Source organism: Glycomyces mayteni, from assembly GCF_042428885.1.
In the GTDB taxonomy this organism is placed as follows: Bacteria; Actinomycetota; Actinomycetes; order Mycobacteriales; family Micromonosporaceae; genus Glycomyces; species Glycomyces mayteni.
The window spans coordinates 153,924-167,056 of sequence record NZ_JBHMBP010000002.1 but is presented as its reverse complement, the minus strand read 5'-3'; the positions used below and the strand labels follow the sequence as shown (position 1 = coordinate 167,056).

Below are 13,133 nucleotides of genomic sequence, written 5' to 3'. Positions count from 1 at the left end.
CGGCGGGGCGGTTTCGTCTGCGGCTCAGTCGAAGAGGCTTTCGCGCACCGCGTCGAGGCCGTGGAGGATCGCGCCGCGCATGATCGGCTCGTCGATGACCGTGCCCGCGACGACGCTCGGGGTGACCGGGGCGAGCTGCGAGGTCTGGGCCGCGACGCGGCCCGCGAGTTCGAGGCCCCCGGCGTAGCCGACCGGTCCGCCGAGCACCACCACGGTGGGGTCGAGCAGGACGCAGACCGCGACGATGCCGAGCGCGATGCCGCGCGCGATCTCGTCGAGGCACGACGCGCCCTCGGCCCCGGCCGCGAGCGCCGCGGTCAAGACGTCCTCCGGCTCGGCGGCCTCGAAGCCGTGCTTCGCGCCGATGTCGAGCACGGCGTCGCCGCCGATGACCCGCTGGTACGAGCCCTTCGACAGCCGCGTCACGACTCCGCCGGTGGGCAGGTCGCCGCCGGGCACCGGCAGGAAGCCGATCTCCCCCGCCGCGCCCGAGGCGCCGCGGTACAGGCCGCCGTTCAGGATGACGCCGAGGCCGAGGCCGCCGCCGAACCACGCGTACACGAAGTCCGAGGCGCCGCCCGCGCCGCCGGAGCGCTGCTCGGCGATCGTCGCCAGGTTCACGTCGTTCTCGATCGCGACCGCCGGGGCGAACTCCTCGTTCAGCGCGGTCCGCAGGCCGCGGTGCCAGGCCGGGAGGTTCCACGAGAAGCCGATGTCGCCGCTGGCGGGGTCGATGACGCCGGGCGTGCCGAGGGTGATGCGCCCGACCTTCGCCATCTCGATCCCGGCGTCGGCCACCGAGTCGGTGACGACGCGGCGCACGACCGCGACGGGGTCGGTCGAGCCCTCCACGTCGATCTCGGCGCGGCCGACGATCCGGCCGGTGAAGTCCGCGCAGGCGCCCTTCGTGGTCACGGGCCCGACCTCAACGCCCACAACGTAAGTGAACGTGGGCACGGCCGCGTACAGCGAGGCGTTGGGCCCGCGCCCGCCGGACTTGGAGCCGACGACCTCCACGAGGCCGCGGGTCTGGAGGCGCTCCATCATCTGCGAGGCGGTGACCTTCGACATCGACGTGCGCTCGGCGAGCTGCGCGCGGGTCTGCGGACCGTCCTCCAGCAGCAGCTTCAGCGCGGCCTGGTCGTTGAGGACGCGCAGCAGTTTGGGCACCCCGGGGGTGTGGCTCTTCGGCATCAGTACTTCTTTCTCCTCCGAGCCCACATTATCCACGGGGTCCCCACACGCCACCGGCGCGTGTGACCGGTCAATCGCCGTCGGTCTCCACGAGGCCGCGGATCTGCCTGAGCGACACCGACAGGACCGCGAGCTTCTCGTCGGAGCGCTCGGCCTCCTCGGTGGCCTCGTGGACGGAGGCGATCGCGGCCGCGTTGCGCTCGGCCCACGAGTCGACGGCCTCGGCCGGGTCGGTCCCGGGCTTGGCTTGGAGGACGCTCGCGGTCAGGCCCGCCATGGCGCCGTACAGGTCGTACCGCAGGGCCGACCGGGCGAGGGTCTGCCACCGGTTCGTGCGCGGCAGCGCCGAGATCTGGTTGAGGATCTCGTCCAGGTGCACGCGCGCGGCGATCCCGTAGTAGACCTTCGCGGTCGTCTCCAGGTCCGTCTCCAGGAGCCGCGCGCACTCCACGACGTCGACGAGCCCGAATCCGAAGATCGGCGCGGAGGCGTCGCGCGCGATCTCGGCGGGCATCCCCTGGTCTTCGAGCTGGTCCACGAACTCCTCGAACCCGACGGCCTCGGAGTCGGTGAGCAGTACCGGCAGCAGCGGCTGGAGCACCGCGAGCCCCGGGCGCAGCCGCTCGGTCTCGGCGGCCACGTCGAGGTGCCCGCGGCGGTGCTGCACGAGCCAGCGCACGCCGCGGTCGAGGAGCCGCCTGATGACGAGCATGGCCGCGACCTGAGCCTCCTGCGGGACCTGGTTGTCGAGCGCTTCGATGCGCCGCCACAGGTCGGGCAGGCCGAAGGCGTCGCGGATGATGACGTACGCGCGGATGACGTCCACGACGTCGGCGCCCGTCTCGTCGGCGATGCGGAAGAAGAACGTGGTGCCGCCGCGGTTGACGGCCTCGCCGACGACCGCGGTGGTGACGATCTCGCGGTGGAGCGGGTGCTCGGCCATGAGGTCGGCGTACCGCTCGCGCAGGGGCGCGGGGAAGTACTCGCGCAGGACCGGCGCGGTCCACTCCTCGGCGGGCAGGTCGGAGTCGAGGACGGCGCGCTTGGCCCAGATCTTCACGTACGACAGCAGGACGGAGAGTTCGGGCTCGGTGAGCCCGGACCCGGCGGCGGCGCGCTCCTTGAGCTGCTTGTCGCTGGGGAGGCCCTCGATCTCGCGGTCGAGGCCGACGGTCTTCTCCAGGTGCTTCATGAGCCTGGAGTGGACGGGCAGCAGCCGCCGGTTGAGGCGGATCGCGTTGGCCAGGGCCATGTTCTGGCCGTAGTTGTCGGCCAGGACGGCGTCGGCGACCGCGTCGGACATGTCCATGAACAGCTTGTCGCGGCTCGCGGGGTCGATCCGGCCCGTCAGCGTCGCCGAGCGCAGCAGGATCTTGATGTTGACCTCGTGGTCGGAGGTGTCCACGCCCGCGGAGTTGTCGATGAAGTCGGTGTTCATGCGCCCGCCGAGGCCCTCGGGGCCCCCGGACTGCGAGAACTCGATGCGCCCGAGCTGCGTGAACCCGAGGTTCCCGCCTTCGCCCACGACGCGGCAGCGCAGGTCTTCGCCGTTGACGCGCACCGGGTCGTTGGACTTGTCGCCCGCGTCAGCGTCGCTCTGGGCCGAGGACTTCACATAGGTGCCGATGCCGCCGTTCCACAGCAGGTCGACGGGGGCGGTGAGGATCGCGCGGATGAGCTCGGGCGGCGTCATGTCCTTGACGTCGTCGCCGATGCCGAGCGCGGCCCGCACCTCGTCGGAGACGGGGATGGACTTCGCGGTCCGCTCCCACACGCCGCCGCCCGCCGACAGCAGCGACCGGTCGTAATCGGCCCATGTGGAGCGCGGCAGGTCGAACAGGCGGCGCCGCTCGGCGAACGAGGAGGACGCGTCGGGGTCCGGGTCGATGAAGATGTGCATGTGGTTGAAGGCCGCGACGAGGCGGATGTGCTCGGACAGGAGCATCCCGTTGCCGAACACGTCGCCGGCCATGTCGCCGATGCCGACCGCGGTGAAGTCCTGCGCCTGCGTGTCGAGGCCCTCGGCGCGGAAGTGGCGCTTCACCGATTCCCATGCGCCCCTTGCGGTGATGCCCATCTTCTTGTGGTCGTAGCCGACGGACCCGCCGGAGGCGAACGCGTCGCCGAGCCAGAACCCGTACTCGGCGGCGACGGCGTTCGCGATGTCGGAGAACGTCGCCGTGCCCTTGTCGGCGGCGACCACCAGGTACGGGTCGTCGGGGTCGTGGCGCACGACGTTCGGCGGCGGGACCACCGTGTTGTCGGCGTCCCGGTTGTCGGTGATGTCCAGCAGCGCGGAGATGAACTCGCGGTACCGGGCGACGCCCTCGGCCTGGAACTCGGCGCGGTCGGCGAACGACTCCTTCTTGAGGACGAACCCGCCCTTCGCGCCCACGGGCGTGATGACGGTGTTCTTGACCTCCTGGGCCTTCACCAGCCCGAGGATCTCGGTGCGGAAGTCCTCGCGCCGGTCCGACCAGCGCAGGCCGCCGCGCGCCACCTTGCCGTACCGCATGTGGACGCCCTCGAAGTTCGGGGAGTACACGAACACCTCGACCATCGGCCGCGGCTTGGGCAGGAAGTCGATCGCGCGGGCGTCGAACTTGAACGCCACGTGCTCCTTCGGGCGGCCCGCGTTGCCGCGCTGGAAGTACGAGGTGCGCAGCGTCGAGCGGATGAGCGTGAGGAACGCGCGCAGGATGCGGTCGGCGTCGAGCGAGGGGACCCCGGCGAGGCCCTCGGCGAGCGCGTCGTCGATGCGGGCGACGGCGGCGTCGCGGTCGGCGCCCACGCGCGGGTCGAAGCGGGCCTCGAAGAGGCGCACGAGGTTCGCGGCGATCTCCGGGTGCGCGCCGAGGGTCGCGGCGATGAACTCCTGGGAGAACACGAACCCGCACTGGCGCAGGTACTTCGCGAGCGCGCGCAGGACCACGACCTGCCGCCAGGTGAGCCCGGCGTGGATGACGAGCTCGTTGAGCCGGTCGGACTCGGCCTCCCCGGCCCAGGCGGCGCGGAACGCGTTCTCGAAGCGGATGCGCAGCTGCGGCACCGATTCGGCGGCCTCGCCGGGCAGGACCAGCCCGAAGTCGTGGAGGTGGATCGTGCCGTCGGCGCGCTTGATGTGGTACGGGCGCTCCTCGGCGACGCGGACCCCGAGGTCGCGCAGGACCGGGAGGGCCTCGGAGAGGCCCACGGGCTGGTCGAAGGCGTACAGCTTGAAGTGGACGTCGGCGTCGTCGCCGCCGCGGCGGAACAGCTGGAGCTCCATGTCCCCGGCCTCGCGGAGCAGTTCGAGCTTCGCGATGTCCTTGGCGGCGTCGATCGGGGAGTGCTCGGCCTTGTACGCGGGCGGGTACGCGTTCGCGTACTGCTTGTAGAGGGTGCGGGCCTGGCCCTCGCCGACGTGGTGGTCGAGCTGGAGGGCGAGGTCGGCGTCCCAGGAGCGGGTCGCGTCGGCGAGCTCGGCCTGGATCGACTCGACGTCGACCGGGGGGTGCTCGGCGAACGGGTCGATGCGGACGACGAAGTGAAGGCGGGCGAGCACCGACTCGGTGACGCGGGCGTCGTAGTCGACGGCCTTGCCGTGGAGGCGGCGGCGCAGGATCGCCTCGATCTTCTGCCGGTTCTCGGTGTTGTACCGGTCGCGGGGCAGGTAGACCAGGCAGGAGTAGAAGCGGCCGTAGACGTCCCGGCGCGCGAACAGGCGCAGGCGGCGGCGCCCGGCCAGGCGCAGCACGCCCATCGACGTGGAGTACAGGTCGTCGGTGCGGGCCTGGAACAGCTCGTCCCGCGGGTAGGTCTCCAGGGCGGTGACGAGGTCCTTCCCGGAGTGGGAGGAGAGCGTCACGCCCGAGCGCTCCAGCACGTCCTGGACCTTGCGCTTGACGACGGGCAGGTCGGTGACGCTGGAGAGGTACGCGGCGGAGGTGAACAGGCCGAGGAAGCGCAGCTCGCCGTCGGGCACGCCGTCGGCGTCGAAGGTCTTCACGCCGATGTAGTCCATGAAGGACGTGCGGTGGACGGTGGAGCGGGCGTTCGACTTGGTGATGACCAGGAGCCGCTTCGTGCCGATCTGGGCGCGCGCGTCGGCGTTGAACGACGACAGGGGCCGGGGCGAGCCGGGGGCCTTGCGCAGCAGGCCCAGGCCGGTGTCGGCGATCGGGGAGAGCGCCTGCTCGTCGCCGTCGCCGGTGAGCTTGTACTGCCGGAACCCCAGGAACGTGAACTTGTCGTCCGCGAGCCACCGCAGCAGCTCCACGGTGTCGTCGATGTCCTTGGGCGGCACGGGGAGCGGCGTCGTGCCGGGCTCGCCCGCGGCGGCGGCGTCGAGGTCGGCGGCGATCTCGGCGGCCTTGGCGCGCATGGCCTGCCAGTCGGCGACGCACGCGGCGACGTCGGCGAGGACCACCTCGATCTCGGCTTCGAGCCGCTCGATGTCCTCCGCGTCGGAGAGCCGCTGCACCTCGATGTGCATCCACGACTCGGCGTGCCCGTCCGCGGCGGGGGCCTCCTGGAGGTTCCCGTCGGCGTCGCGGCGGACTGGGACGATCGGGTGGACGAACACGGCGATGTCGACGCCGTGCCGGTTGAACAGGCCCGTCAGCGAGTCCACCAGGAACGGGGAGTCGTCGCAGACGAGGTCGACGCGGGTGGAGGACGCCGCGTCGGGGCCCTCGGCGTCGTCGGGGCAGTCGATCTCCAGGCACACCTGGCCCGGGGCGCGCACCTCGGCCATGCGGCGGTGGTGGGCGGTGGTCTCCAGGAGCTGCTGGGCGGAGCGGCCGACGAGGTCGTCGTCGGCCACCAGGCTCCAGTACAGCTCGACGAGCCTCGCGAGTGATTCGTCCGATCCGGCGAGCCGGGCCGCCTCGGTCAGCAGTTCCTCCCGGTCGGGGAGGGTTTCGCGGAATTCTTCGTCTCCGATGAACGCCAGCACGTCTCGACACTCCAGTCCGAATCACGTTCGACCCACATCGTTGTGAGCCGCTTCCAGGCTAGATCGTAGGCACCCGAGATGGCGCACGGGTGACACCGATGTTGCCGACGCGACGGTACAGTGATCGAAGGAACCATCCCGTCACCGAAGCACCCCCCGAAACGCGAAGGCAACACCATGATCTGGGTCGTCCTCATCCTCCTCGCCCTGGCCGCCCTCGGGTGGTGGTTGTGGCGCAAGAACACCCGCAAGGACGAGCAGGCGCCGTCCCGGGGTCCGGTCGACCCGTTCGCCGACGCCGACACCGACGTCCTCCGCGGCGACCCCCGCCGCCTCAAGGCCGCCGACCTCGTCGAGCTGTACGGCAAGACCCTCGCCGTCCGCGGCAGCCTGCGCCTCTCCGAAGGCGACTACCGCTGGTCGGAGCACTTCCTCGACACCGGGACCGGCGTCAAGCGCTGGCTGTCGGTCGAGGCCGACCCCGACCTGGAGGTCGTCCTCTGGGAGGAGGTCACGGACACGGACCTGAAGCCGGGCCCGCGTGAGCTCAGCCACGAGGGCGTCTCCTACAAGTCCGACGAGAAGGGCACCGCGCGGTACGCGTCCGAGGCCACCACCGGCCTCGCCCCGACCGGCACCGTCAAGTACCACGACTACGCCGGGCCCGACGGGCAGAAGCTCTCGTTCGAGTCCTTCGGCGACGGCGCCAAGTGGGAGCTGGCCAAGGGCCTCGCCCTGGACCGCAACCAGATCACGATCTACCACCAGAGCGACGAGGCGTAAGGCCGGTCCCGGCCCCGTCCGCTTCCCGATCCCCATCCACCCGGAGCAAGCACTGATAGCGCATATCGAGGTGCCGTTCGCCGACGTCTCGGCCGCCTCGCTCACCTTCCGACCCGACGCCCCGCCCATGCCGGTCCTCGACCGGATGGACCGGGACGCCGGGCCCCTGCGGCTGTCCCTGCGCCTGCTGGGCGCCAGCCACCAGGCGGTCGTCGCCACCCCCGACGGCCTCCTCGCCGAGACCCTCGCGTACCGCACCAACCTCGGCCCCGACCTGCCCGAGGCGTTCAGCCAGCGCGTCGGCGCCTGGCGCCACCGCTACGAGTGCACCGTCGAGACCCTCACGGTCCCCGAGCTGCGCACCCGCGTCCGCGCCCTGCGCGACCGGGCCGTGCAGCGCACCGCCGAACCGGACCTCCTCGTGGGTCTGTTCGGCGGCGACCCCGACGCCCTGACGGCGCTGGAGGTCGTCGGGACCGAGCCCTTGACGTGGCGCACCGTCCACACGTACCCGCAGTACGGCGAGGTCGTGACCACCGTCAGCTCCGTAGCCCCCGTAAGCTGACCCGAACCCCGAGAGACCACCGAGGACCGCCGATGACCGAACAGCAGCCGCACTCCCCCGCTTCACGCGGCTTGAACTGGAAGCACTGGACCGCGATCGTCGTCGTGCTGGCGCTGTGCTGCGGCGGGGTGTTCCTGATGAACTCGAACTTCAACAACCCGACCGGCACGATCCAGTCGCACTACGACCGGGCCTCGAACCTCGACGAGGGCGGCGGCAAGGCGTACACGTCGAGCCTGTCCCCCGCCACGGTGGCGGACCAGATCGACGACGACGCGGAGGCGCGCGAGGAGCGCTCCTCGGGCGGCGTGTACTACCTCCAGTACTCCAAGCACATCGTGGCGGTCTCCCCGTACCGGGGCGGGTCGAAGATCCTGGTGCACGACTACCGGTCCGGGTACAACCACTACTCGTCGGTGTTCATCCTGTGGGGCTGGTCGTCCTCGCCCCCGTCGCCGTTCCGCGGCGGCGGTCCCGGCTCCGGCAAGTAACGCACTCGTACCGAAGAACTCCTGAAAGGCACGCCTGCAATGATCGAAGAGCTCGCCAGCGACGTCCTCGGCCCCCTCGTCGGCGCCGTCGCCTACAGCGTCGTGGGCATCGCGCTCATGGTGCTCGGCTACCTCGTCACCGACTGGCTCACTCCCGGGAAGCTCGGGGAGCAGATCTGGACCGAGCGCAACAAGAACGCCGCGATCCTGCTGGCCTCCAACGTCCTCGGCGTGGGGCTGATCGTGGTCGGCGCGATCTGGGCTTCGGAGGGCGGCGTGCTGCGCGGCGTCATCTCGACGTTCGTGTACGGCGTGATCGGTCTGGGCGCCATGGCGATCGCGTTCGTGATCCTCGACTGGCTCACGCCGGGCAAGCTCGGCGAGACCCTCACCGAGGACGAGCTGCACCCGGCGGTGTTCGTGAACGCCTCGATGCACCTGGCCCTCGGCGGGGTCATCGCGATGGCGCTGTCTTGACCGCTTCGTCTGACGCCCCTCAGACGACCGACACGACCGGGCCGGCCGATACGGCGGGGCCGGCTGAGACGACGCTGAGCGCGCGCCGGGTCCGCCTGGCGCGCTTCGGCCTGCTCGCGACCGCGTTCGCGGTCTCGGCGTGCGGGCTCGTGTACGAGCTGGCGCTCATCACGCTGGGCGCCTACCTGGTGGGGAACACCGCGAAGCAGGCGTCGATCGTCCTGGCCATCATGGTGTTCGCGATGGGCATCGGGGCGCTGGCGGCGAAGCCGCTGCGGCGGTGGCCCGCGCTGGCGTTCGCCGCGGTGGAGCTGGTGCTGGCGCTGCTGGGCGGCTTCTCGGTGATGCTGCTGTACGCGGCGTTCGCGTGGACCGACCTGTACTCGCTGCCGCTGGTGGCGGTCGCGGCGGCGATCGGGCTGCTCATCGGCGCGGAGATCCCGCTGCTCATGGAGCTGCTGCAACGCATCCGCGAGCAGGCCGCGGGCGCGGCCGTGGCGGACCTGAACGCGGCGGACTATCTGGGCGGGCTCATCGGCGGGCTCGCGTTCCCGTTCGTGCTGCTGCCGTTCTTCGGGCAGATCCAGGGCGCATTGATCGTGGGCGCGGTGAACGCCGTCGCCGGGGTGCTCCTGATCTTCGTCCTGTTCCGGCGCGACCTGTCGAAGCTCGCGAAGCAGGTCCTCGGCCTGGTCGCGGGGCTCACGGCCCTGCTCCTGGTGGCCGCGTTCGTGTACACCGACAAGTTCGAGACCGATGCGCGCCAGGCGCTGTACGCGGCGCCGATCGTGTACTCGGAGGACTCGCAGTACCAGCAGATCGTCATGACCGAGTCCGCCTCGCCCTTCGGCGAGCAGGACCTGCGCCTGTACCTGAACGGCGACCTGCAATTCTCCTCAGTGGACGAATACCGGTACCACGAGGCCCTGGTCCACCCGGCCATGAACGGCCCGCACGCGAACGTCCTGGTCCTCGGCGGCGGCGACGGCCTCGCGGTGCGCGAGATCCTGAAGTACGACGACGTCGAGACCGTCACCCTCGTGGACCTCGACGGCGCCGTCACCGACCTCGCGCGCGGCTTCGGCGACCTGGTCGCCCTCAACGGCGACTCCCTGGACGACCCGAAGGTCACCGTGGTCAACGAGGACGCGTTCACGTGGCTGCGGCAGCAGACCGGCGCCTGGGACGCGATCGTCGTGGACATGCCCGACCCCGACGCCACCGAGACCGCGAAGCTCTACTCCACCGAGTTCTACGCCCTCGCGGGCGACCACCTCGCCGCCGACGGCCGCATGGTCGTCCAGGGCGGCTCCCCCTACTTCGCCCCCAAGACCTACTGGACCATCGCCGCGACCCTCGCCGACGCCGGGTACGACCCGACCCCCTACTGGGTCTCGGTCCCCTCCTTCGGCGACTGGGGCTTCCACCTCGTCCGGGCCGACGGCACCGCCCCGAGCCTGGGCCTCGACCCCGCCGCGGGCCCGTTCCAGTCCCTCACCCCCGAGCTCCTCCAAGCCGCCCAGGTCTTCCAGCCCGACCGCGACTACATGGAGATGCCCCCCTCCACCCTCATGCACCCCCTCATCCTCGACCTCGTCGAATCCGAATGGCAGAACTACTGAGCCGCGCCCGGCGCGACCTAGAATCGACCCATGCCATCTGAGATCCAGACGCTCGGGAGCCTGCTGCGCACCTGGCGCGAGCGGATGGACCCCAAGGACGCCGGGATGGCCGCGGGCGGCAGGCGCCGCGCCAAGGGCCTGCGCCGCGAAGAGCTCGCCGCGCTCGCCGGGGTCAGCGCCGACTACGTCGTGCGGCTCGAACAGGGCCGGTTCCGGACCCCGTCCGCGCAGGTCGTCACCGCCCTCGCGCGGGCGCTGCGGCTGTCGGGCAGCGAGACCGGCCTGCTGCTGCGCGCCGCGAACCACCTGCCTCCGGGCCCGGGCACCGTGTCCGTCGAGGTGCCGCCCGCCGCGCAGCGGATCGTCTCGCGCATGACCGGCCAGCCGCTCGCGGTCTTCACCGCCGACTGGACGCTCCTGTACGCGAACCGGATGCTGTGCGCCCTGTTCGACCTGCCCGCGCCCGCCGAGGCCGTCGGCGCGAACCTCATCGAGCGGACCTTCATCGAGGGCGCCTCGTCCCTGATCGCGACCCCGCTCGGCGGCGGCGAGGTCTTCGAGCGGGCGCTCGTCGCCGACCTGCGGCTCTCGGCGACCGAACTCGGCGAGGACCCGGCGTTCCAGGCGCTCGTGACCCGCGTCCGGGCCCGCAGCCCCCGGTTCGCCGCGCTGTGGGACGAGGGCAGCGCCGCGCCCCACAGCGCCATGGTGAAGACCGTCCACCACCCGGTGGTCGGCGACCTCACGATCGACTGCGACACCCTCAGGGTCGACGGCTCGAACGTCAGGATCATCTGCTGCTCCACCCCGCCGGGAGGCCCCGACGCGGCGAAGCTCGACGAGCTGCGCGCGCTCGTCGCCGAGACGGCGGTCCCGGCGCCCTAGGACGGCCCGGCACCGCGGCTAGGGCTGGACCTTGTCCAGGCGAGCCAGGTCCTCGGCGTCGAGCGCGATCGCGCCGACCGCGAGGTTCTCGTCCAGATGCGCCACCGACCCGGTCCCCGGGATCAGCAGCATCCGCTCGTACCGGGCCAGCAGCCACGCCAGCGCGACCTGCGAAGGCGCGACGCCGTGCTTGCGCGCGACCGCCCCCACGTGCTCGTCGGCGGCGATCCGGGCCGGGCCGCCCCCGGCGAGGAACGCCGACCCGAGCGGGAAGAACGGCACGAACGCGAGCCCCCGCTCCCGGCACAGGTCCAGGATGTCGTCGTCGGTGCGGTCGAGGATGCTGTAGGCGTTCTGCACGCACACGACCCCCGCGAGGTCGATCGCCTCGCGCACGGTCGCCAAGTGCGCGTTGGAGATCCCGATCATGTCGATCTTGCCCTCGTCGCGCAGCTCGGTGAGGGCCCCGAGCTGGTCGGCCAGCTCCGGCTGGTGCGCGTCCGGGAAGTCGCGCTCGAACCGGCGCAGGTTCACCAGGTCGAGCCGCTCGACGCCGAGCGAGCGGAGGTTCTCCTCCACCTGCGCTTTCAGCGAGTCCGGTTCGCCGTCGGGGAGCCACCCGCCCTGCGCGTCGCGGGCCCCGCCGACCTTCGTCGCCAGGACCAGGCCCTCGGGGTACGGGTGGAGCGCTTCGCGGATGAGGTCGTTGACGACGTCGGGTCCGTAGATCTGCGCGGTGTCGATGTGGTTCACGCCGGAGGCCACGGCGTGGCGCAGCACGGCCTTGGCGTTCTCGGGGTCGGCGGGCGGCCCGAACACGCCCGGCCCGGCGAGCTGCATGGCGCCGTAGCCGATGCGGTTGACGGTGGTACGGCCGAGTGCGGCCGTGGTGTTGTCACTGGTCATGCCTCGACGCTACGGCCGGATCGCGGTCCCTTCCAGAGAACGCTTTTCGTGGGAAGGAAGTTCCCACCCGAAGGCCGCTCGCACTCTGCGCGACGTGTCGGCGGCGCCTGGCAGACTCGGCGCATGGACTTCTATCCCTATCCGCCTGCGGCGAGCGCCCGGATCGATCCGTTCGACGCGGGTCGGGCCGCGGTGCAGTACGTCGTGTTCGGCGGGGAGCGGTCCACGTACGCGTTCACGGAGCGGCTGGAGCCCGCGAACTTCTTCCTCGCCGAGTGGATTCCCTTGGGGTACAAGGTCCTCCAGTACGCGCAGAAGGCGGCCGTCTACAAGGACGGCACCCTCGTGCGGGAGTGGCCGCAGGTCGAGGCGGGGCCGCGCCGGGAGCGGCCGGAGCAGGTGCCCGGGGTGAAGCGCAAGACGCGGCCGCTGGCGTCGTCGTGGCAGATCAGCGCGTGCGGCTACCTGGTCGCCGTGCCGTCCGGGGAGCGGACGCGGATCGGGTACGACCGGGAGGAGGCGATGGAGGCCGGGGCGCTGGCCTCGCTCGGATCGGGCGCCGCCGCGGTGTGGTTCGTGTACGCCGTGGAGAACTGGCACTGACGCAGTGCCCGCGCTCGCTATCCTGAAAGCGCCCCCGCCCCCTTCCCCCAGGAGACGCGATGCCGTCCGCCGAAGGCTCCAGGTTCATCCGAGTCCGCTACTCCCGCAAGGCGTCGATGCTGACCATCGTGCTGGGGTTCGTCCTCGCGGCCTCCGCGGCCGTCACGATCTTCACGCCGTTCATCCCCGTGCTCGCGCCGGTCGGCCTGACGGGCCTGGCGCTCATCGGCGGCGGCCTGCGCTCGCTCTTCAGGCCCCGCTACCTGTTCCAGCCCGACACCGGGGTCCTGACGGTCTTCGCCGCGATCGGCCCCGGCAGCAAGGGAACCCCTGGCGCCGAAGGCGAACGCGTCTACTTCGACGGCAAGCGCGTCTTCCGCGAACTCCCCGACGGCGAACGCCACCGCGTCAGCCCCACCGGCACCGACCGAGGCGACTTCGCCCGCCTCATCCAAGCCCTCCCACCAGAACACGGCCCCGCCATCACCGACCGCTGACCAGGAGCAACGTGCCCGCCATCGCGCCCCAGCCCGTCACCGTCCGCCACAGCAGAACGACCTCGATCGCCACCACCGCCGCCGGCGCGGCGCTCCTCGCCGCGTGGGCGGTCGTCCTCTTCAACGACCGGTAAGCCGCCTCGGCGCCGACCGCGCCGACCACGCCCGCCTCAT

The 13,133-nt window shown here is 71.5% G+C and carries 12 protein-coding genes; 9 read left to right on the top strand and 3 right to left on the bottom strand.

Annotated features, from left to right (window positions below; all coding sequences use genetic code 11):
• Nucleotides 1-24: 24 nt before the first annotated feature.
• Complete coding sequence (locus ACFFXY_RS07405) at nt 25-1,194, bottom strand: ROK family transcriptional regulator (RefSeq protein WP_382347822.1); 1,170 nt, start codon at nt 1,192-1,194, stop codon at nt 25-27.
• A gap of 70 nt (nt 1,195-1,264) precedes the next feature.
• Nucleotides 1,265-6,130, bottom strand: coding sequence for an NAD-glutamate dehydrogenase (locus tag ACFFXY_RS07400; RefSeq protein ID WP_382347819.1), 4,866 nt, complete (start codon nt 6,128-6,130; stop codon nt 1,265-1,267).
• A gap of 177 nt (nt 6,131-6,307) precedes the next feature.
• On the opposite strand from ACFFXY_RS07400, the gene ACFFXY_RS07395 reads away from it, so the two are divergent.
• The 6 genes from ACFFXY_RS07395 to ACFFXY_RS07370 all read left to right on the top strand — a co-directional run bounded on the left by ACFFXY_RS07395 (nt 6,308) and on the right by ACFFXY_RS07370 (nt 10,953).
• Nucleotides 6,308-6,913 carry a DUF4178 domain-containing protein gene (locus tag ACFFXY_RS07395; protein WP_382347816.1) on the top strand — a complete coding sequence of 202 codons (606 nt, stop codon included), beginning with the start codon at nt 6,308-6,310 and terminating at the stop codon, nt 6,911-6,913.
• A 70-nt stretch (nt 6,914-6,983) separates the two neighbouring features.
• The gene (locus ACFFXY_RS07390; RefSeq protein ID WP_382347814.1) at nt 6,984-7,478 is read left to right on the top strand and encodes a DUF2617 family protein; all 495 of its coding nucleotides are present in this window, start codon (nt 6,984-6,986) and stop codon (nt 7,476-7,478) included.
• A 32-nt stretch (nt 7,479-7,510) separates the two neighbouring features.
• Complete coding sequence (locus ACFFXY_RS07385) at nt 7,511-7,969, top strand: DUF4247 domain-containing protein (RefSeq protein WP_382347811.1); 459 nt, start codon at nt 7,511-7,513, stop codon at nt 7,967-7,969.
• Between the two features lie 39 nt (nt 7,970-8,008).
• Entirely contained in the window at nt 8,009-8,446 is a 438-nt protein-coding gene (locus ACFFXY_RS07380) for a DUF350 domain-containing protein (RefSeq protein ID WP_382347808.1), read from the top strand.
• Nucleotides 8,443-10,068 (top strand): polyamine aminopropyltransferase, encoded by a 1,626-nt coding sequence (locus tag ACFFXY_RS07375; protein ID WP_382347805.1) that lies wholly within the window; start codon nt 8,443-8,445, stop codon nt 10,066-10,068. Before ACFFXY_RS07380 ends, ACFFXY_RS07375 begins: the two co-directional genes overlap by 4 nt.
• 30 nt (nt 10,069-10,098) lie before the next feature.
• On the top strand, nt 10,099-10,953 hold the full coding sequence (locus ACFFXY_RS07370) for a helix-turn-helix domain-containing protein (protein ID WP_382347802.1): 855 nt from the start codon (nt 10,099-10,101) through the stop codon (nt 10,951-10,953).
• 18 nt (nt 10,954-10,971) lie between these two features.
• Here ACFFXY_RS07370 and ACFFXY_RS07365 read toward each other — a convergent pair whose 3' ends face one another.
• Entirely contained in the window at nt 10,972-11,859 is an 888-nt protein-coding gene (locus tag ACFFXY_RS07365; RefSeq protein WP_382347799.1) for an aldo/keto reductase, read from the bottom strand.
• Nucleotides 11,860-11,982: 123 nt separating this feature from the next.
• On the opposite strand from ACFFXY_RS07365, the gene ACFFXY_RS07360 reads away from it, so the two are divergent.
• The 3 genes from ACFFXY_RS07360 to ACFFXY_RS07350 are packed head-to-tail and all read left to right on the top strand — an operon-like array spanning nt 11,983 to nt 13,093.
• Nucleotides 11,983-12,462 carry a hypothetical protein gene (locus tag ACFFXY_RS07360; protein ID WP_382347796.1) on the top strand — a complete coding sequence of 160 codons (480 nt, stop codon included), beginning with the start codon at nt 11,983-11,985 and terminating at the stop codon, nt 12,460-12,462.
• A 59-nt stretch (nt 12,463-12,521) separates the two neighbouring features.
• The gene (locus ACFFXY_RS07355; protein ID WP_382347793.1) at nt 12,522-12,959 is read left to right on the top strand and encodes a hypothetical protein; all 438 of its coding nucleotides are present in this window, start codon (nt 12,522-12,524) and stop codon (nt 12,957-12,959) included.
• Between the two features lie 11 nt (nt 12,960-12,970).
• Complete coding sequence (locus ACFFXY_RS07350; protein WP_382347790.1) at nt 12,971-13,093, top strand: hypothetical protein; 123 nt, start codon at nt 12,971-12,973, stop codon at nt 13,091-13,093.
• Nucleotides 13,094-13,133: the final 40 nt, after the last annotated feature.

Excerpts from the sequence above, each read along its gene's own strand:
- ACFFXY_RS07405 (WP_382347822.1), bottom strand. The coding sequence starts at position 1,194 with ATGCCGAAGAGCCACACCCCCGGGGTGCCCAAACTGCTGCGCGTCCTC.
- ACFFXY_RS07395 (WP_382347816.1), top strand. The coding sequence starts at position 6,308 with ATGATCTGGGTCGTCCTCATCCTCCTCGCCCTGGCCGCCCTCGGGTGG.
- ACFFXY_RS07380 (WP_382347808.1), top strand. The coding sequence starts at position 8,009 with ATGATCGAAGAGCTCGCCAGCGACGTCCTCGGCCCCCTCGTCGGCGCC.
- ACFFXY_RS07385 (WP_382347811.1), top strand. The coding sequence starts at position 7,511 with ATGACCGAACAGCAGCCGCACTCCCCCGCTTCACGCGGCTTGAACTGG.
- ACFFXY_RS07370 (WP_382347802.1), top strand. The coding sequence starts at position 10,099 with ATGCCATCTGAGATCCAGACGCTCGGGAGCCTGCTGCGCACCTGGCGC.
- ACFFXY_RS07355 (WP_382347793.1), top strand. The coding sequence starts at position 12,522 with ATGCCGTCCGCCGAAGGCTCCAGGTTCATCCGAGTCCGCTACTCCCGC.
- ACFFXY_RS07360 (WP_382347796.1), top strand. The coding sequence starts at position 11,983 with ATGGACTTCTATCCCTATCCGCCTGCGGCGAGCGCCCGGATCGATCCG.
- ACFFXY_RS07365 (WP_382347799.1), bottom strand. The coding sequence starts at position 11,859 with ATGACCAGTGACAACACCACGGCCGCACTCGGCCGTACCACCGTCAAC.